The sequence below is a fragment of the Acinetobacter sp. YWS30-1 genome (assembly GCF_033558715.1).
GTDB lineage: Bacteria > Pseudomonadota > Gammaproteobacteria > Pseudomonadales > Moraxellaceae > Acinetobacter.
This window is the reverse complement of the sequence record NZ_CP114606.1, coordinates 1,653,095-1,671,999: the sequence shown is the minus strand read 5'-3', so window position 1 is coordinate 1,671,999 and position 18,905 is coordinate 1,653,095. Positions and strand designations below refer to the sequence as shown.

The 18,905-nt window shown below is 42.8% G+C and carries 18 protein-coding genes and 1 riboswitch; of the genes, 8 read left to right on the top strand and 10 right to left on the bottom strand.

All coding sequences use genetic code 11. The features are described 5' to 3' along the window. Positions 1–120: 120 nt before the first annotated feature. Positions 121–1,029 (top strand): AEC family transporter, encoded by a 909-nt coding sequence (locus O4M77_RS07810; protein WP_323713289.1) that lies wholly within the window; start codon positions 121–123, stop codon positions 1,027–1,029. A 291-nt stretch (positions 1,030–1,320) separates the two neighbouring features. Continuing rightward, a riboswitch (glycine riboswitch) is annotated at positions 1,321–1,408 on the top strand. Between the two features lie 134 nt (positions 1,409–1,542). Then, complete coding sequence (locus O4M77_RS07805; RefSeq protein WP_323713288.1) at positions 1,543–2,787, top strand: D-amino acid dehydrogenase; 1,245 nt, start codon at positions 1,543–1,545, stop codon at positions 2,785–2,787. A 189-nt stretch (positions 2,788–2,976) separates the two neighbouring features. Here the strand turns inward: O4M77_RS07805 and O4M77_RS07800 are convergent, their stop codons facing one another. Then, on the bottom strand, positions 2,977–3,630 hold the full coding sequence (locus tag O4M77_RS07800; RefSeq protein ID WP_323713287.1) for a hypothetical protein: 654 nt from the start codon (positions 3,628–3,630) through the stop codon (positions 2,977–2,979). A 99-nt stretch (positions 3,631–3,729) separates the two neighbouring features. Between O4M77_RS07800 and ispF the strand changes: the two genes are divergently transcribed. After that, complete coding sequence (gene ispF, locus O4M77_RS07795) at positions 3,730–4,218, top strand: 2-C-methyl-D-erythritol 2,4-cyclodiphosphate synthase (protein ID WP_180054024.1); 489 nt, start codon at positions 3,730–3,732, stop codon at positions 4,216–4,218. A 2-nt stretch (positions 4,219–4,220) separates the two neighbouring features. Here ispF and O4M77_RS07790 read toward each other — a convergent pair whose 3' ends face one another. The 3 genes from O4M77_RS07790 to O4M77_RS07780 form a co-directional block, all read right to left on the bottom strand. Continuing rightward, entirely contained in the window at positions 4,221–4,745 is a 525-nt protein-coding gene (locus O4M77_RS07790) for a protein tyrosine phosphatase family protein (RefSeq protein WP_125278644.1), read from the bottom strand. Positions 4,746–4,809: 64 nt separating this feature from the next. Next, positions 4,810–5,901: a 3-deoxy-7-phosphoheptulonate synthase gene (locus tag O4M77_RS07785; RefSeq protein ID WP_125278643.1), complete on the bottom strand. Its 1,092-nt coding sequence runs from the start codon at positions 5,899–5,901 to the stop codon at positions 4,810–4,812. A gap of 127 nt (positions 5,902–6,028) precedes the next feature. Further along, entirely contained in the window at positions 6,029–6,919 is an 891-nt protein-coding gene (locus O4M77_RS07780) for a sulfite exporter TauE/SafE family protein (RefSeq protein ID WP_159122886.1), read from the bottom strand. Positions 6,920–7,327: 408 nt separating this feature from the next. Between O4M77_RS07780 and lpxB the strand changes: the two genes are divergently transcribed. Next, positions 7,328–8,500 carry a lipid-A-disaccharide synthase gene (lpxB, locus tag O4M77_RS07775; RefSeq protein WP_159122887.1) on the top strand — a complete coding sequence of 391 codons (1,173 nt, stop codon included), beginning with the start codon at positions 7,328–7,330 and terminating at the stop codon, positions 8,498–8,500. Here lpxB and O4M77_RS07770 read toward each other — a convergent pair. Continuing rightward, complete coding sequence (locus tag O4M77_RS07770; RefSeq protein WP_159122888.1) at positions 8,489–9,439, bottom strand: AraC family transcriptional regulator; 951 nt, start codon at positions 9,437–9,439, stop codon at positions 8,489–8,491. The genes lpxB and O4M77_RS07770 overlap by 12 nt on opposite strands. Before the next feature lie 188 nt (positions 9,440–9,627). Here O4M77_RS07770 and O4M77_RS07765 point away from each other — a divergent pair, with 188 nt between their 5' ends. Then, complete coding sequence (locus O4M77_RS07765; RefSeq protein WP_323713286.1) at positions 9,628–10,842, top strand: alkane 1-monooxygenase; 1,215 nt, start codon at positions 9,628–9,630, stop codon at positions 10,840–10,842. A gap of 56 nt (positions 10,843–10,898) precedes the next feature. On the opposite strand, the gene O4M77_RS07760 is transcribed toward O4M77_RS07765, so the two are convergent. Next, complete coding sequence (locus O4M77_RS07760) at positions 10,899–12,722, bottom strand: acyl-CoA dehydrogenase (protein WP_323714096.1); 1,824 nt, start codon at positions 12,720–12,722, stop codon at positions 10,899–10,901. A gap of 78 nt (positions 12,723–12,800) precedes the next feature. Between O4M77_RS07760 and O4M77_RS07755 the strand changes: the two genes are divergently transcribed. Next, the gene (locus O4M77_RS07755; RefSeq protein WP_125278637.1) at positions 12,801–13,781 is read left to right on the top strand and encodes a GlxA family transcriptional regulator; all 981 of its coding nucleotides are present in this window, start codon (positions 12,801–12,803) and stop codon (positions 13,779–13,781) included. A 45-nt stretch (positions 13,782–13,826) separates the two neighbouring features. Here O4M77_RS07755 and O4M77_RS07750 read toward each other — a convergent pair whose 3' ends face one another. From O4M77_RS07750 to O4M77_RS07735, 4 genes are all read right to left on the bottom strand, one after another. Next, positions 13,827–14,156, bottom strand: coding sequence for a hypothetical protein (locus tag O4M77_RS07750; RefSeq protein WP_323713285.1), 330 nt, complete (start codon positions 14,154–14,156; stop codon positions 13,827–13,829). Continuing rightward, positions 14,153–14,359 (bottom strand): helix-turn-helix transcriptional regulator, encoded by a 207-nt coding sequence (locus O4M77_RS07745; RefSeq protein ID WP_034702754.1) that lies wholly within the window; start codon positions 14,357–14,359, stop codon positions 14,153–14,155. The genes O4M77_RS07750 and O4M77_RS07745 overlap by 4 nt, the downstream gene beginning before the upstream one ends. Before the next feature lie 149 nt (positions 14,360–14,508). Then, the gene (locus O4M77_RS07740; protein ID WP_323713284.1) at positions 14,509–15,708 is read right to left on the bottom strand and encodes an MFS transporter; all 1,200 of its coding nucleotides are present in this window, start codon (positions 15,706–15,708) and stop codon (positions 14,509–14,511) included. Next, on the bottom strand, positions 15,705–16,148 hold the full coding sequence (locus O4M77_RS07735) for a MarR family winged helix-turn-helix transcriptional regulator (RefSeq protein ID WP_323713283.1): 444 nt from the start codon (positions 16,146–16,148) through the stop codon (positions 15,705–15,707). The genes O4M77_RS07740 and O4M77_RS07735 overlap by 4 nt, the downstream gene beginning before the upstream one ends. A gap of 260 nt (positions 16,149–16,408) precedes the next feature. On the opposite strand from O4M77_RS07735, the gene O4M77_RS07730 reads away from it, so the two are divergent. Beyond that, positions 16,409–17,854, top strand: a complete 1,446-nt coding sequence (locus O4M77_RS07730) for a cytochrome ubiquinol oxidase subunit I (RefSeq protein ID WP_159122896.1) — start codon at positions 16,409–16,411, stop codon at positions 17,852–17,854. Then, positions 17,851–18,855, top strand: coding sequence for a cytochrome d ubiquinol oxidase subunit II (gene cydB / locus O4M77_RS07725; protein WP_034702762.1), 1,005 nt, complete (start codon positions 17,851–17,853; stop codon positions 18,853–18,855). Before O4M77_RS07730 ends, cydB begins: the two co-directional genes overlap by 4 nt. The last annotated feature ends 50 nt before the right edge of the window (positions 18,856–18,905 follow it).

Here is an 18,905-nt window from a genome sequence, read left to right as displayed (position 1 = left end):
ATTATTCATTGAATTTTCCACTATTTTTATCCTGAAACGAGTCGCTTGTTGTATCCTTGCTCATTGACAGGCAATTGAATTGGATGCGATTGCCGCAAAACCCATATCATGAGTTGTTCAATGTTTCAGACTATCTTCACTGTACTGTTTCCGCTTATTGGCCTGATTACTTTGGGCTATGTATTAAAACAAAGGAAATGGCTGGAAGATAGTTTCTGGCGTGGGGCAGAAAAACTTAATTATTTTGTCCTGTTTCCAGTCATGCTATTTTTAAATCTGGCCGTAGCCAAGATTGAAATGGCAGTCATTAAAGATGTGGTTCTGGTGGTCTTTAGCCTTATGGCGGCGGTCAGTATTGCTCTATATGTGCTGCGCAAGATTTATCAGATTGGCTATGCACGTTTTGGGGTCTATGTGCAGGCACTCCTGCGTTTTAATACCTATATCGGACTTGCAGCAGTGAATGCTTTATTTCATCAGCAGGGCATGACCATTTTCGCCGTAGTGATGGTGTTATGTATTCCACTGGTCAATATCTTATCTGTACTGGCATTTACCCGTAGTTCAGATATGCAGATCTTCAAAATCCTGATTGATCTGTTAAAGAACCCTTTAATTCTAGGTTCTCTTGTTGGAGGCCTATTTAATCTTTCAGGCTTATCACTCTGGGCTGGGTTTGAATTATTCTTAAAACAGATTGCCTTATGCAGTTTGCCGCTGGGCTTGATGTGTGTGGGGGCTGCCTTACAGTTCCAAGGCTTCCAGCGAGATATCTTCCCATTAGGTCTCGCAACTTTTGGGCGTTTATTAGGAATGCCGCTTGCTGCTTTCTTTGTCTGCCAATTATTTGATATTGATCCTTTAACCACACAGGTACTGGTGTTGTTCTTTGCTTTACCTACTGCTTCAGCTTCCTATGTACTGACGCGTGTCTATGGCGGAGATAGCCAGTTCATGGCCAGTATTATCAGTATGCAAACGGTAGTCGCGGCTGGATCTCTCATGTTGATTCTTTCCTGGTTAATTTAATTTTAGGATCTGAAAGTCGGTCATATATTAAAGTCTAATATTAAATCAATCCTATAAATAGCCTAAGCAATTATTAACATTATTGCTTTTCTTAAATGCCTTGCATTGCAGCATGACGTAGGAAAATGAGGCAAAAAACCAAATTAAAATCTTAAAATTCGTTTGAAATAGATAGTGTTATTTCTTCTAAATTTATTGAAAGTATCGTTACCACTTAAATCACGTGAATTAACATAAATAAAAAACTGTAGTCTCCGATAAGATGGTATATAAATTGCTCAGGATAATAAAAATATTATTGCAGGAGAGAAATGCTACTGCATTCGCCGAAGGAGCAAGGTCCCAGGAAACTCTCAGGCAAAAGGACTGCAATAATATATTAAACTCTGGAGAGAAGTGTTGAATCACTCACCGAAGGGGGAAGGTTGCTGCATACAGCTATGATGCAGTCACCGAAGCTCTCAGGTACACATGACAGATGGGAAAGACATCACATATTGAGGAGAGGTGTCTATGCGTCATGTTATTGTGGTGGGGGCAGGCATTACCGGTGTAACAACAGCTTATGAGCTCGCCTTACTCGGTTATCAGGTCACGGTGGTTGACCGTCATCTTTATCCCGCGATGGAAACATCCTTTGCTAATGGCGGGCAACTTTCTGCCTGTAATGCAGAAGTCTGGAATCAAAAAGCCACTGTGTTGAAAGGCATCAAATGGATGTCACAAAAAACCGCACCGCTATTGCTTAATCCTTCTTTTAGTCTGCATAAATATAGCTGGCTGATGGAATTTCTAGGTCATATTAAAAACTATGAAACCAATACCCGGGAAACGGTAAGACTCGCGTTACTGGCCAGAAAACGTTTGTTTGAAATTGCCGAAATTGAGCAGATTGATTTTGATCTGGAAAAGCGCGGAATTCTACATTTCTACCATAATAAAGCTGATTATGATGTCGCAATTAAGGTCAATGATCTGTTGTGTAGTGGTGGTCTGGAACGTAATGCCATCAGCAATGAAGAAATCAAGCAGATTGAACCTGCATTAACTGGAGATTATTATGCCGGGTTTTATTGCCAGAGTGATGCGACTGGAGATATTCATAAATTCAGTACTGGACTGGCAAATGCCTGTATGAAAAAAGGGGTGAACTTCGAATTTGGTCAGGATGTATTTGCGGTCGATCACCAAGCACAGCATATTACGGTTAAATGCAGACCAAGCCCTGAAAATGTGCGTGCCAATGCTGAAGATGTGCTCGAGATTCAGGCGGATGCCATTGTGGTATGTGCAGGCGTAAGCAGTTATCAGTTGGCAGATCTGTTGGGTGAGCGAGTGAATGTCTATCCGGTAAAAGGCTATTCAATTACCGTACAGCTGAATGATGAGCAAAGTCAGCAAAATGCTCCTTGGGTCAGTCTGCTAGATGAGAGCGCCAAGATAGTCTTGTCACGTTTAGGTAAAGACCGCTTACGTGTTGCAGGAACCGCGGAATTTAATGGTTATAATCGGGATATTCGTGTTGACCGAATTCAGCCTTTAATTGACTGGACACAACGCAATTTCGATCTGTGTACTGAACATGTGGTTCCATGGGCAGGTCTGCGTCCCATGATGCCGAACATGATGCCAGTGGTGCGCCGTGGTAGACAGGAACGTGTCTTTTACAACACCGGTCATGGACACTTGGGCTGGACATTATCAGCGGCAACCGCAGCGATGATCAGTCAGGAAATAGCTCAGCACTATCCAGCCTAAGTAAATAGCCCGCTTTCGGGTTATTTTAAAGATCAAAAAATAATTATTCATTAAGCTCCTTCTACCTGAGCAAAAAATTAGGGTCAAGGGAATCTTTATAAAAACCTCTCCTATAAGGAGAGGAAATTTCTAGTTTAAATTTTTAAATATTAATTAGGACATTGATAGATAAAAATAAAAGTCGGCTGTTTAATCATATAAACGATAAATACCACTAAAGCGCTCACAGCCTTTTTGTTCGGTACTGACCGCCAAAATTGCCTTGCTATAGTTAAAGTTATATTTGCAGTCATGCTCATTATCCGTAATCTGGCTTTTAGTTTCCGTCGTGGTATAAGCCAGAAAAGGAATGGTCTGGGTTTCTGCACGATTGTTCGGATTACGGTAGGCGACCCCTTCAATCTTGATGCGATCTTTCGTCAGCTGATGAATCTTAAGATGAATCGGCTGCTTGGCCATTTGTCCCTGTTCAAACTTCAGATAGTGCTGAGTCAGGCTCTGATTTAGGGAAATATAAATATTGAGGTCATCCAGACGCTGGTCAAATTGCTGTTTAAAGCAGTCCAGCGTCTTACATTGCTGTAAGCGTGTACTCCATAGCTGCTGAGTATCTTGTAATAAGCGAACAGGCGCATCTGTAATCAGAAAAGCGGTAAAATATTGATCTGTCAGTTTTTCACGCGGTTCATCAAGAGAGGCTGAGCAGATCTTTTTCATGGCTGCGTTATTGTTATGATGACTGTTACAGTCCAGCGATTCAGCATGAATGCTGCTAGCAAAAAGGCCTGTCCCGAGTAAAAGTCCCATTATTTTCATCATATTTATATCAGTTTTCAGTAGCATGATCGCTTATACTTTCACTGTGTTACGCTAGGTCTAACTATAGCGAAATAGAAACGTCGTGTACAAGATTTCAATCAGTTATTTCTAAAGGATATAAAAGTGATTGCACAAATTCGTATTGGTCAGGGACTGGATGTACATGCATTTGAAGAAGGTGATTTTGTCACTCTGGCAGGTATTCAGATTCCACATACGCATGGCTTGAAAGCACACTCTGATGGTGATGTGGTTTTACATGCACTTTGTGATGCTTTGCTAGGTGCCTTGGCGCTAGGCGATATTGGCCAGCATTTTCCAGATACCGATCCGCAGTTTAAAGGTGCAGACAGCAAGGTTTTATTAAAGCATGTCTATCAGCTAATTTTGGATCGTGGTTATCGCCTAAATAATGCTGACATCACTGTAGCTTGTGAACGTCCAAAGCTGGCTAAACATAATCTGGAAATGCGTCAGAGCATTGCCAATGTGCTGGATGTGGATGTGACTCAAATTAGTATTAAAGCCACAACCACTGAAAAATTAGGATTTACTGGCCGTCAGGAAGGTATTCTGTCTATGGCAACTGTTCTGATCAGCCACTATAAATAACATCAACCGAAGTTATTGGGATGAATCAGGGATAACTCCAGTTCCTGTGTTGCTTTACGGCCTTGCAGCTGTAGGGCAACCGCATGAATTAAACCGGTCCAGGTTTCATTCGGTTCCCATAGCTGATGCAGATATTCCTGTGCAGTCGGCATGTCCATATCCATATAGTATTGTCGATATAAATACATCAGGCAGCTGACATGATAATTCTGCGTACAATGTACCCAGACCATTTGTTCTTTGACCAGATGATCAATCAGATCCAGTACCAGTAGGCACTGACTATCTGAGGGAGTTTCCCAAGAGATGGGCAATTGGATATAGTTCAAGCCAAGATCAAGACAAATTTTATCTTCATGTAACAGATGATGATCGCTATCTGTTAATGCCACATTGATTACGGTGGATACGCCGTATTCTTTAATCAACCTTAGTTGTTCAGTTGTCGGCTGACCAGAGCTGAACAGATGGTCATGGATGAACTGAAAATTTTCAATTTGACTTAATGCAGTTTCAATTTCATTCATCAGATAAAATTTTCCTTGTTCAGAAATGAAAACGCCATCTTGTCGATGGCGTTTGTCAGTTCGTTTAACGATTAGGTAAAACGTCCTTCAATGCCTCATGCATGTCAAGCAACACTTTTTCTGTGGTCTCCCAATCGATACAGCCATCAGTCACTGATTTTCCATATTCCAGATCACAAAGATTGGCAGGAATATCCTGACGGCCACCTTTCAGGTGACTTTCTACCATAATACCAACAATTGACTTGTTTCCATCAAGAATTTGTTCAGTAATATTTTTTAAGACAAGCGGTTGTAAGTACGGGTCTTTATTTGAGTTTGCGTGGCTGGCATCAATCATGATCTTGCCACTGACTTTTGCTTTCGCAAGAGCTGCCTCAGCATCTGCAACTGAACCTGCATCGTAGTTAGGTTTGCCATTACCACCACGTAGAACCACGTGTGCATATGGGTTACCTGAAGTACGAATCACTGCAACCTGACCTTGATCGTTAAGGCCCAAGAAGCTGTGACCATGTTTAACAGATTGCATTGCATTGGTCGCAACAGTTAAGCCGCCGTCTGTACCATTTTTGAAGCCGACTGGTGAAGACAGGCCAGAAGACATTTCACGGTGAGTTTGGCTCTCGGTAGTACGTGCACCGATCGCTGACCATGAAATTAGATCTTGATAGTACTGTGGAGAGTTTGGATCCAGTGCTTCTGTCGCACATGGCAGGCCAAGTTCATTCAGCTCCAGTAACAGTTTACGACCGATACGCAGACCTTTCTCAATATTGAAAGAGTCATTCATATCAGGGTCATTGATCAGACCTTTCCAGCCTACAGTTGTACGCGGTTTTTCAAAATAAACACGCATTACGATATACAGGCTATCTTTTACTTTTTCGCTTAAAGCTTTTAAACGTTCAGCATATTCATGCGCAGCCGCTGGATCATGAATTGAACATGGACCAATCACTACAAAAATACGCTTATCCTTGCCATCCAGGATATTACGAATCGTTTCACGACCATGCAGTACGGTTTGATAAGCAGTTTCAGTCAAAGGTAACTCTGCTTTCAACTGAGCAGGTGTTACCAAAGGAATCATGCTTTGGATATTCACGTCATCAATATCTGATGCTGAAATAGGTTTTGACTGTAGTGTATTCATTGCCGTCACTGGTTTGATCATACAAAAGGTTGTTTAATAGCCTGAATATAACATGAATGATGCGTCACTTTGTTATAAAAAAGATGAATACTTCTTTGAAAAAAAAGTGATGAATCCATGATTTAGTTTAAACAGCAACTGTTTTTTCTACTGCTGTTACCAATTCAGGTTGGGCGGGTTGCACCGGTTTTGACTTGACTGGATTCACAATGAAATTCACGCCAAGACAGAACAGGGTAATCCCAAGAATTTTACGGATAATTTTCTCTGGCATACGTGAACTGATCAGTGTTCCAATCACAATCGCTGGAATAGAACCGCAAAGTAACCAGCCTAATAAAGTAAAGTCTACATTACCTGCACTCATATGGCCCAGACCTGCGACTAAAGTTAAAAGTACAGCATGTACTACATCCGAACCGATAATACGGATCATGGGTAGATTCGGGAACATCAGGATCAAGGCCATAATACCGAAAGCACCGGCACCGACAGATGACAGGGTCACAAACACGCCCAGTACAATACCCATGATCACGATCAAGACACGTTTATTGCCAGATTTAAAGTCAACTTTGTCTAGATCCTGAGTCATATCAGGCAGTTCTTGTTTGCGGTATTTATTAAAGAACTTTTCAATAGAATTGCGGAATACAATAGATGCACCAGTAAGGGTCAGCATAAAGCCCAATACCATGGTCAGCGTTGCTTTATAATGTGTCGATTGACTGAGATAATTCTCTAGTACCCAGTGGGTCACAAATGAGGCAGGGATACTGCCGATCGCCAGCCAGATCACAATGGGCCAGACAATATTCATTTTCTTAGCATGAACCAGTGAACCACAGAATTTAGAAATTGCGGCATAAAGAAGGTCTGTACCAATCGCGATATGCGGTTCAACCCGAAGCAGTGTAATCAGGATTGGGGTCATCAACGAACCGCCACCGACACCGGTAATCCCAACACAGAAACCAACCAATACACCTGCTAAAATAAATTCAATCGGACCAAACATGCATATATGCCAAAATCAAAAAACGAGCATATCTTATGACTTTTAAATATAAGTCGTTGTCTTGATTATTGATTTGCTTATTCTAAAAAGAGATAAAGACTATAAAATTTAAAGTAATTCATCCTGATTTATATTTTAATTTGAATCATCTAGCATACCTTTCTATTGCTAAGTATGAAAATTGATAAAGCTTCTGCAAAATGCCTTTTTATTTATTTGTTTAAAGATCAGCCGCTTTAAATTTATTTTAATTTTTAAGCTGGGCTAAGGCGCGCGCATTGTCCAGATTCCAGTAGTTTAATTATTTGAGGTAGCCAAGATTTGTGAGTTCAACACTTAGGCATGCTCAAATCATGCTTTATGATAGAATCTGAACGGAATTAATTTGTCTCATTTGAGGGAATACACTTGCAGAATCGGAAACTTAAAATCGGAATCGTGGTGGGAGAGGTATCGGGAGATACGCTTGGTGCGAAGCTCATCCGTAGTTTTCGAGAGCAGGGTATTGATGCAGAATTTGAAGGGATTGGTGGGCCGCAAATGCTGGCTGAAGGCTTCAAGAGCTACTATCCAATGGATATTCTCTCGGTCATGGGCATTGTTGAAGTCCTGAAAGATATTAAAAAACTGTTCGCGGTTCGTGATGGTCTGGTCGAGACCTGGACGAAAGATCCCGTCGATGTTTTCATTGGAATTGATGCGCCTGATTTTAATTTGCGACTTTCCAAGACCCTGAAGCAAAAACAGTTACCGATTAAGACCGTGCAATATGTCAGCCCTTCGGTCTGGGCATGGCGTCAGGGACGTGTGCATGGCATCAAGGCCAGCATTAATCTGGTACTGTGCCTGTTTCCATTTGAAAAAGCATTTTTCAAAAAATGGGATGTTCCGGCAGCTTTTGTCGGTCATCCATTGGCAAGTCAGTTACCCCTCAACAATAATCTGGCTGAAGCGCAGGCAGAACTGGGCTTAGATCCTGCACAAAAATATATTGCACTGCTGCCAGGTAGCCGCCGTGGTGAAATTGAACGCTTAGGACCATTGGTACTGGATGCAGCCAAAATTCTGCATCAGAAATATCCGGATTATACGTTTCTGATTCCCGCCATTAATGAGATGCGTAAACAGCAGATTGAAAACTTGCTGGCACAATATCCGGACAGTTTAAAAGCACATATCCGCCTGATGGAAAATACCAGTAGTGAGTCAAAAATTGGCCGTCAGGTGATGAATGCATCTAATATAATTGCGTTAGCTTCAGGCACTGCGACACTGGAAGCCATGTTATTGCATCGTCCGATGGTGACCTTTTATAAATTGCACTGGCTGACTTATCAGATTGCCAAATTGCTGGTCAAAATTCCTTATTTCTCGTTGCCAAATATCATTGCTGGTAAAAAAGTCATTCAAGAATTAATCCAGTCAGAAGCAACGCCTGAAAACCTGGCTGCTGAAATTGAAAAATTGATGGATATTGAAGCAGCTCAAATTCAGGTGATGCAGCATCTCACCATGCACAAGCAGCTGCTTTCCGGCAACAGTGAAGATCCTGTCAAAGCGGTACTAGCCTTAGTCCAATAAAGGCGTCTTGCTTTTTTGACAGGCAATACGGTATCGGGTCGGGGTTTGTTCAAACTGTTTTTTAAAGCTTTGACTAAACGCCGTTTCCGAAGAATAGCCCACCAGATAGGCGATCTGCTGAATGCTAAATCCGCTATTTCTGAGATATTGTGCTGCCAGGCGAAGTCGATGCTGTTGCAGATAAGCCAATGGTGGCTCACCAACAATCTGGGTAAACAGCTGGGCAAATTTGGAACGCGACATATGGCATTGTTCAGCCAGGCTTTCTACGGTCCAAGGCTGTTCTGGTTTGCCATGAATTGCTGCCAAGGCATTAGATAGTTCAGGATGCGAAAGGGCATTCAGCCAGCTCGAAGCATTTTCCAGATTCAAAATATAATCTCGCACGCATTCAATCAGTAAAATACTGACCAGATGATCCAGAATCTTGTCCCGTCCCGGACGAAGTTGCTGGGTTTCCAGCGCCAGAAATTGCAAACCAACCTGTAACCACTCTGGTGCTGTATCTCCCAGAATATGCTGAATGTGCAGAAATTTAGGTAAAGCACTCAGTAGCGGTTTCGCCATCTGGATATCCAGATTGGAACGAATCGCCAGGATAAAACTGCGTTCTGCTGAATGGGTGATATTGAGATCCACACATTGCTGTGCATGAGTCTGAAAATAAGAGTTGATCGAATGATGTTCAGAAAAATCCGCATTACCGGGACTAGAAATCCGATGGGCAGAACCAGCAGGCAATAACACCAGATCGCCTTGTTGCAGCTCAAGCAGATCGCCATCTTTGAATATTAATTGCGCTTGACCCTGTAATAATACATAAGCCAGCATGGACGGTTCATACTGATAATCAAACCCGCCTGGATGAAACACATTGAGGTAGAGATATTCGGATTTTTCCAGATGAATATCATCAAAAATTTTACTTAAAGCATCCATGCCTGACTCTATTCTTTTGTTTTAATTCATTTAATTAAATTTAAATAGCCCAGTCTTGTGATTTAAGGCCAAGATTTGGCCTAATGCGCCAAAGACGCTGACATAGTTTTTCTGGACGTTCAATACTGTTCGCTAATGCTGAAATATTCAACTATATGTGCAGAGTAACATAAAAAAGGAGGGTCGCAATGAATGCCCCTGCACAAATTAGCAAAGCTCAGTTCACGCAGGATGCGTCAGCGCTGAAAGGTTTACAACTGGATAAAAAACGTTTTGGCTGGCTGCTCAGTCCCGGTTTGCCTGTGATCGGTATGGGAATTCTGGCTGGCTATCATTTTGGTCCCAAAGCCACTAAAAAAGTCTTTGCGATGGGTGGGCCTTTATTATTGCATGTGATTATCCCAACATTAGATGCTTTAATTGGTGATGATGCCAATAATCCAAATGATGAGCAGATTCAGGCATTGGTCAAAGATCCTTATTATGACCGGATCGTGAAGATGTTTATCCCATTGCAAATGGCTGCCAATGCTTTTGCAGGCTATGTCGTATCCCGTCCAAATGTTTCTCTGGTCGATCAGGTTCTACTTGGCGTTTCTATGGGGGCGATCAATGGAATCGGTGTGAATACTGCACATGAGCTGAGCCATCGCCCTCAGAAAAAAGATCACTACTGGTCACATGCCAGCCTGATGCCGCTGGCCTATAACCATTTCCGGATTGAGCATCCTTATGGACATCATAAACGGGTAGCGACGCCAGAAGACCCGGCATCTTCGAAAATGGGTGAATCCTTCTACCGTTTCTGGCCACGTACTGTATTGGGTGGCTTGAAATCAGCAATTGAGATAGAAAAAAGACGTTTGGAACGTAAAGGCTTAAAATTCTTTAGTCAGGAAAATGAGCTGTTTCATGGCTGGGCGATGAGTGCGGGCTATCATGCCTTGATGCTGAAAATGTATGGCAAGAAAATTATTCCTTATACGCTGACCCAGGCCCTCTATGGCATCAGCCTGTTTGAAATCGTGAATTATATCGAACACTATGGATTAAAACGCGGGCAAAAAGCAGATGGTACCTATGAGCGAACCTTGCCCGAACATAGCTGGAACAATAACAACATCGTGACCAACCTTTTCCTGTACCAGTTACAACGCCATTCGGATCATCATGCCTATCCAAGCCGACCATTTCAGGCATTGCGACATTTTGATGAAGCACCAGAATTACCAAGTGGTTATGCCACCATGCTGATTCCGGCACTGATTCCACCATTGTGGTACAAGATGATGGATCAACGTGTGTATCAGCATTATCAAGGCAATCTGACTAAAGCGAATATTCTGCCTTCGAAACGTGCCAAGCTGCTTAAGAAATTTGGTCTAAAAGACGCTCCGGCTTGATAATGTAAACCAATAAAAAATGCGCCTCGAATGGCGCATTTTTTATTGAGTTTTATTTAGAACCACTCACTCCGCATCTTCAAACAGGTGTCATCGAAGTTCATCAGTAATTTGGCCTGATGTTCAATTTCAGGCAGTTCCCAATGAATGAAATATTGAGCTGCCTGAATTTTACCGGCCAGAAAGGCTTGATCTTCCTGTTGAGAAGATGTGCCAAATTTAAGTTGAGCCTGATTGGCCATTTCCAACCACAACCACGCAATAATAGTTTTGCCCATCATATCCAGATATAGGCCAGAATTGGCTAAAGCTTCACTGACTTTGCCTTGATGCAGAGCCTGACCTAAAACCTGTGTGGTTTTTTGCACAGTGACAAGATGCTGTTTATAGACATCTGCCAGTTCTGTTAACTTGCTATCCTGAATCTCAGACAAGGTTTTCTGGATGCGTTGCATGAGCAGGGTCAGGCCTTTGCCATTGTGCTGCCAGAGTTTACGGCCTAATAGATCCAGAGACTGAATCCCATAAGTGCCTTCATGAATCGGATTAAGACGGTTATCCCGATAGCATTGCTCAACCGGATATTCACGCGTATAGCCCGCACCACCCAAGACCTGAATCGCTAGATCATTGGCTTTAGGACCATAGGCAGAAGGGAAGGACTTGACCACTGGTATAATGAGATCGAGTAAAATGGCACTCTCTTCATCTTGTGCAGCCTGATGTTCATCAATTAAGCGAGCTGCAAATAAGCACAGCGCCAAAGCACCTTCAACATAAGATTTTTGTGCCAGTAGCATACGTTTGACATCCGTATGCTCAATGATATTCACAGGTTTAGCGTCAGGTGTTTTTTCATGAACCGGACGGCCTTGAGGACGGTTTTTAGCATAGTCCATAGATTCCAGATAGCCGCGATAACCAATCATGGCTGCCCCTAGACCGACACCGACGCGCGCTTCATTCATCATCTTGAACATATATTTTAAACCTTGCCCCACTTCACCAATTAAATAACCTAAGCAACGATCGTTTTCCCCAAAGCTTAGAACTGTTGAAGTTGTGCCGCGATAGCCCATTTTGTGTAGCAGGCCAGCCAGATGGACATCATTGGATTCACCTACAGTGCCATCTGTATTGGTTTTGAATTTCGGCACGATGAATAGGGAAATACCTTTTACCCCTTGCGGAGCGTCTTGGATACGAGCCAGAACCAGATGCACAATATTTTCAGTAATGTCCTGATCACCGCCAGAAATAAACATTTTCTGACCTTTAATTTTGTAGCTTCCATCTGACTGAGGAATCGCTTTAGTGGTCAGATCTCCCAAAGAGGAACCCACATTCGGCTCGGTCATCGCCATAGTTCCAGCAAAGCGGCCACTTAGCATATGCGGCAAGAACATTTGTTTTTGTTCTGGAGAGGCAAAGGCTTGAATCAGATTTGCTGCAGCGGCTGTCAGAAAAGAGTAGGCAACAGTCGAAGGATTTGCCGACATGAAATAGGCATTACAGGCCATATTCACCAAAGTCGGCAATTGCATGCCGCCGTCTGCGTAATCATGCTGGGCGCAGAGTAGACCAGCATCAGCAAATTGTTGCCATGCTATTTTCACTTCATCAATGGTCTTCACCTGTTTGCCATCAAAGCTTGGTTCTTGGTGATCAGCCTTGGCATTATGCGGCGCAAAATAATCGGTCGCGATGCCTTTTGCCGTTTCTAGGATGCTATCAAAAGTATTTTTGTCATGGTCCTGATAGCGTTCCAGTTCAGTTAAAGCTTCAAGTTTGAAGACATCATAAAGCAGAAAATTGAGGTTTTTATCATTAATCAGCTGAGTCACGGTACGGTCCTGAATATGTAATCCTTGAGATAGCATCAAGACTAGCAGTTGCATTTATCAAGGAGGATTGTCAATAATGACATGAAACGGGTGAAAAACGACAAATAGAACAATATGCAACAGGTAGTGATTTTAGGTTTTGATGGTGCTTTAGCTTCAGCAATTACGGGTGTCGTCGATTTATTTGCTATGGCGGGCGTCAGCTGGAACCGGATTCAGCAGCAGGATGTGCAACGCCTGTTTAAAGTCAGGATCGCCAGTCCAGATGGACAACCAATTCGTTGTATTAACGGCCTGGAATTACCAGCTCATTGTTCATATCAAGAAATTCAAACAGCAAATATTCTGGTAGTGCCGACCATCGCCGCACCTATACAAGAGGTACTGGATGAAAATCCAGACCTGATTCAGTTTTTAACTTCTGCTCATGCACAATCCACCTTAATCGCTGGAAACTGCACCGGGAATTTCTTTCTGGCAGAAGCTGGTATTTTAGATGGTCGTGTGGCGACAACGCATTGGGGCTTTCAGGACATGTTTCGTGCACGTTATTCTCAGGTCAAACTCAATGCCGATCTGATGATTAGCCGGGATCAGAATATTTACTGTGCAGGTGGAGGCTTGGCCTGGTTTGACCTAGGCTTGCATCTGATCGAACGTTTCTATGGTTTTGAAGTTGCCATGCAATCTGCCAAATCCTTTGTGATTGATTATCGACGCGATAGCCAATTGTCTTATTCCTTAATGAAGATTGGTCAACCACATCATGATGAACTGGTGCAAAAGGTTCAGGACTGGTTAGAGCAGCATTTTCATGAAGAATTTACTTTAAATGCGCTGGCAGAACGTTTTAATGTCACCACTCGTACTTTAATCCGGCATTTTAAGCAGGCGCTAAATATTGCACCGAATCAGTATCTGCAAGCCATTCGTATTGAAGCGGCACGCAAACGGCTTGAGGAAACCGATCAGGCCATAGATCTGATTATGCAAAATGTCGGCTATCAGGATCCAAGTTCATTTCGGCGTTTATTTTATAAAAAAACAGGGTTAACACCTTTAGAATATCGCCGTCGTTTTAGCCGACGTTTCTAAATTTTGATAAAAAGAAAGATTCGAAAATCTCTCTTGGCATACATATTAGCTAAAGACGTCTTTACGTAAATAATGCGTATAAATGGTTGATGCTGTGCTTTGCAGGAAGCCGGTGAACATAATCCAGTAAATGAAAATTTCACATTCTAACCATTTTAGTCCGAAACCTTCAAATCCGATGATGATCAAAAAGGCTGAACTAATCCCCAAAAATAAAATGTTATAGGACAATGACTTCTGCTTTAATAAAATCATTGTTCCTCTTTCGTCTTTGGCTTCTTGTGAGCATTCAAAGCGTATTTTATATATTTCACAGCAAATCACAGCCACCACAATACTTAAGATACTAGCCATCAATACCCAATATAGTGTCATGTTACTTCCTCGGCATAACTAAACAGTTCCTCAATCGTCGTTTCAAGTGCATTTGCTAACTTGAATGCCAGAATCAAGGAAGGGTTGTACTTCTCTTTTTCTAATGCGGCAATCGTTTGGCGGCTGACTGCCACTGCATCAGCAAGCTGTTGTTGTGTCCAACGTTTTTTAGCACGGAACACGATGATGTCATTCTTTAACATGTCTTTACTCCAACATCATTCAAAATATAATATATATTTAACATTATGTAAAATATATATTTCATAATGATAAAAATAAGTGTTATTTAAAAGATTGAGATATAAAAAACGGGCTAAATGCCCGTTTAAAAATTTTTGAATCAGCTGGTTTAAGCTTTGACTGAGGTCGATTTAACCTTGCGGCCATGCAGCAGGTAATACCAGATCAGACAACTAAAGGTAAGCACTGCGGAAAACAAATAAAGCTGACGATAACCCACCTGATCCAGCAGCATACCGAGGAAATAAGGTCCGAAACCAAGACCGGCATCTAGTGCAATAAAGAAAGTCGAGGTCGCCAGACCCATCCGTTGCAAGGTGGTACTTTTCACGGCAATAGTTTGACACACTGACTGAATATTACCGAAACCAAAACCTAATAACGCGGCACTCGCCAGTAACATCACAGAGTTTTGTGCCTGACTCAGCATCAGAATACCTACTGCCATAATCACGATTGCAGGATAGATAATAATGTTTTCACCTTTACGGTCCATTAATGGGCCAGTAAAAGGACGCGACAGCAGAATGGCAAAAGCATACATCAGGAAGAAGAAAGAGGCTGCTTCGACCAGATTGATGTCTTTGGCATAGAAGTGGATAAAGGACAATACGCCTGAATAACAGGTAGCCACCAGCAGGACAATGACAGCAATCGGCAAGGCATTCGGCTCTACATACTGAGCGAGCTTACTGGCAGATTGTGGAACAGAGGAAGTCAATGTACCACTCGCTTTAAGGCGCGGCGGCTGGATAAACAGACCGCAGATCAGGCAGCTGAACGCAACGATAGTGGTGAAGATAAAAATCACCTGATAATTAAAATTCGTCATCAGCCAAATCCCGACAAAAGGACCAATCGCTGTACCAAGCGTACTGCTCATACTGAAATAACCAATACCTTCACCACGTCGTGTTGCTGGAATGGTTTGCGCAATTACTGTGCCGAGTACGGTAGATGCCATACCCATCATAAAGCCGTGTATCAGACGAATACCCAATAACACTTCTAGTTTGGCCGGAATCATATAAAGTCCGGAAAATAGCAAAAAGCCAGTCAGGCCAATCACCAGGGTATTTTTCAGTCCTAGACGATTCAGCAATTTCCCAATAAATAAGCGTCCAATTAGCGTTCCGACAATAAACAGACCGGATACCAGACCGGCTTGTGCAGTCGATGCTCCCAGTTCAGCGACCGAGAAACCGACAATCACAATCACCAGCAGGTAAAACACCAGAACGAGCTGGAAATTAACCAGACTGACCAGGACGAAATTAGAGGTCCATAAGCGGGCTTGATCTTGGCTCATTGTGGTCTTTCCTGAGATGAAGGGTGTAATTGCTGAATCAGCTGTACCAAAGTGTTTTTACTGCTTTGCAGATCATCTGCATCAATCTGTTGCAGTAACTGATCTTCAAAAGCATCAATCTGTTTAGAACACAGGTTAAAGGTTTTAATCCCTTGCTCGCTGAGTTTGAATAATTTCTGACGTTTATCTTCGGTTTCGATCTGGCAGATTAAGTCGAGTTCACTTAAATGCTGGATACGTTTGGTTATGCTTGGTTTTGAAACATTTAAATAGCTTGAAATATCAACCAGTGTGCATTGCTGTTGGGATTGAATGGTATAGAGCACTTGCCATAAGGAATAATTAAGTTGGGAGGATAACAAAATAGTATTGATTTCATCACTCATGAGTCGTGCGCAACGCAGCAACAGTGAACGAAATCTGGAAGAGGGTTGAAACATATAGTTAACCTGGCTAACTAAATTGTGCCTAATTTACGCCTCTTTATTCAATTAGACAAGAGGGAAATTTTGAAAATTTTTGCATGGTTAACGTCTTTTTGACTAAGTTATTACAAGTCTTTAACCTGATTAAAAAACAATCAACAAAAGACTACATACTTTTAAGAATGATTCAGCCTAAGCTACCTAAGCACTAGAAAAATCCATCACTTAATAACTGAAGGGCAGATATGCCAAATAACACTGCATAGGTGAAGTTTATGACTCTGGGTTTAACTGCATTAGAGTTAGCACGAATACAGTTCGCCTTTACTGTATCTTTTCATATTATCTTTCCTGCAATTTCAATCGGATTAGCAAGTTTTTTGGCTATTCTGGAATGGCGCTGGTTAAAGACTAAAAATCCGATTTTTCAGGATCTGTTCAAGTTTTGGGTCAAAATTTTCGCCGTCGCATTTGGTATGGGCGTCGTATCCGGTGTGGTAATGAGCTATCAGTTCGGAACCAACTGGAGTGAGTTTTCCCGGGTCGCTGGAAGTGTGACCGGACCCTTGCTGGCTTATGAAGTTTTAACTGCGTTCTTTTTAGAAGCCGGATTCCTGGGCATCATGCTCTTTGGCTGGGATCGGGTTGGCCCACGAGCGCACTTTTTCTCCACTTTAATGGTCGCAATCGGCACCTGTATTTCCATGTTCTGGATTTTATCTTCCAATAGCTGGATGCAGACCCCTCAAGGTTTTGCGATTGAAAATGGCCTGATCGTCCCGCAAGACTGGGTAGCGATCGTATTTAACCCGTCTTTTCCTTATCGTCTGGCCCATATGGCAATGGCCGCCTTTCTGGTCTCCGCCTTACTTGTAGCCTCAACAGCGGCATGGCATCTGATCAAGGGCCGTCGAGATCCTTTAGTCAAAACTTCATTTTCCATGGCCATGTGGCTGATTCTGGCACTTGCACCTTTACAGATTTTTGTAGGGGATATGCATGGTCTGAATACGCTTGAACATCAGCCAGCCAAACTGGCCGCGATGGAAGGCCATTGGGAAACCAATCATGATGAAGGAATGCCTTTATACCTGTTTGGGATTCCAGACATGCAAGCTGAAGAAACCAAATATGCCATTGGTATTCCTAAATTGGGTAGCCTGATTCTGACGCACTCTATGGACGGAAAAGTCACGGGGCTTAAAGATTTTGCGCCTGAAGATCGGCCCAATTCACTGGTCGTGTTCTGGAGTTTCAGGATTATGGTCGGGCTGGGTATGTTGATGCTCTTGCTTGCACTATGGGGGCTATGGTCACGTACCCGAGGACGTTTTTATGAGTCACGTGGTCTGCATCGTTTTGCACTCATCATGGGCCCATCCGGATTTCTTGCCATGCTGGCAGGATGGTTTACCACAGAAGTCGGCCGTCAGCCTTGGGTAGTCTACGGCATTATGCGGACCAAAGATGCATTATCACCAGTGTCTGCTGAACAGGTCGGTCTAACTCTGATTATCTTTGTGGTGGTTTACTGCGTCGTTTTTGGTGTGGGAATTTTCTACATGTTGCGCCTTATGCATAGAGGTCCAGAATTTATTCATTCCAGACCACACCATGAATCGGATAGCGATGTGGTTCAGGCTTCTCGTCGACCATTGAGCAGTATTCGCGAACGTATTGAAGAAGTTCCTGAACATCCGGATCAGGAGGATAAAAAATGATTGATTTATCATTAATTTGGATTGCGATTATTGGCCTGGGTGTACTGGTCTATACCATTCTGGATGGTTTCGATCTGGGAATTGGTATTCTATTTCCATTCTTCCCGCATCAGGATGAACGAGATGTCATGATGAATACGGTCGCTCCAGTCTGGGATGGTAATGAAACCTGGATGGTTCTAGGGGGCGCCGGATTATTTGCTGCCTTTCCATTGGCTTATTCGACGGTACTCTCAGCGCTATATATGCCCATTATCCTGATGGTGATCGCCTTGATTTTTCGTGGTGTCGCTTTTGAGTTCCGTTTTAAGGCGAATAAAAGCAAACACTGGTGGGATAAAGCCTTTATTGGGGGATCGATCGTTACCAGTTTCTTGCAAGGGATGATCCTGGGTGCATATATTCAGGGAATTGAAACACGAAATGGTGTCTATGTGGGCGGTGGTCTGGACTGGCTTAGCCCCTTCAGTATCTTTACCGGAGTCAGTGTCGTGGTGCTATATGCAGCATTAGGCTGTGGATGGCTCATTTATAAAACCGGTGATGATTTACAGGATCGTATGTTTAAACTGATGCCGAAGCTGATTATAGCCTTACTGATTATTTTAGGCGCTGTTAGTGTTTATACGCCGTTGACCCATCCGCAAATTGCGGAGCGTTGGTTCAGCCAGCCACAATTTACCTACTTTATGCCCGTACCGATCTTGGTCATATTGTTTACCTGGCTGGCCTTACGCGCCTGTAAAAGACGCAGTGAACTAGGTCCATTTTCCTATATGCTGGTGCTGGTATTCCTGGCATATACCGGTTTTCTGATTAGTCTGTGGCCATATATTATTCCGCCATCAGTCACGATCTGGCAGGCAGCGGCACATGAAAATAGTCAGTTATTTGCCTTGATTGGAGCATTGATCCTGATTCCGATTATCGTGATTTATACCTGCATGTCCTATTGGGTATTCCGGCACAAGGTGCGTGTTGGTGATGATGGTTATCATTAAGGAGCAGTTATGACACGCAAACAGATAGTATGGTTTGTCGGCTTATGGCT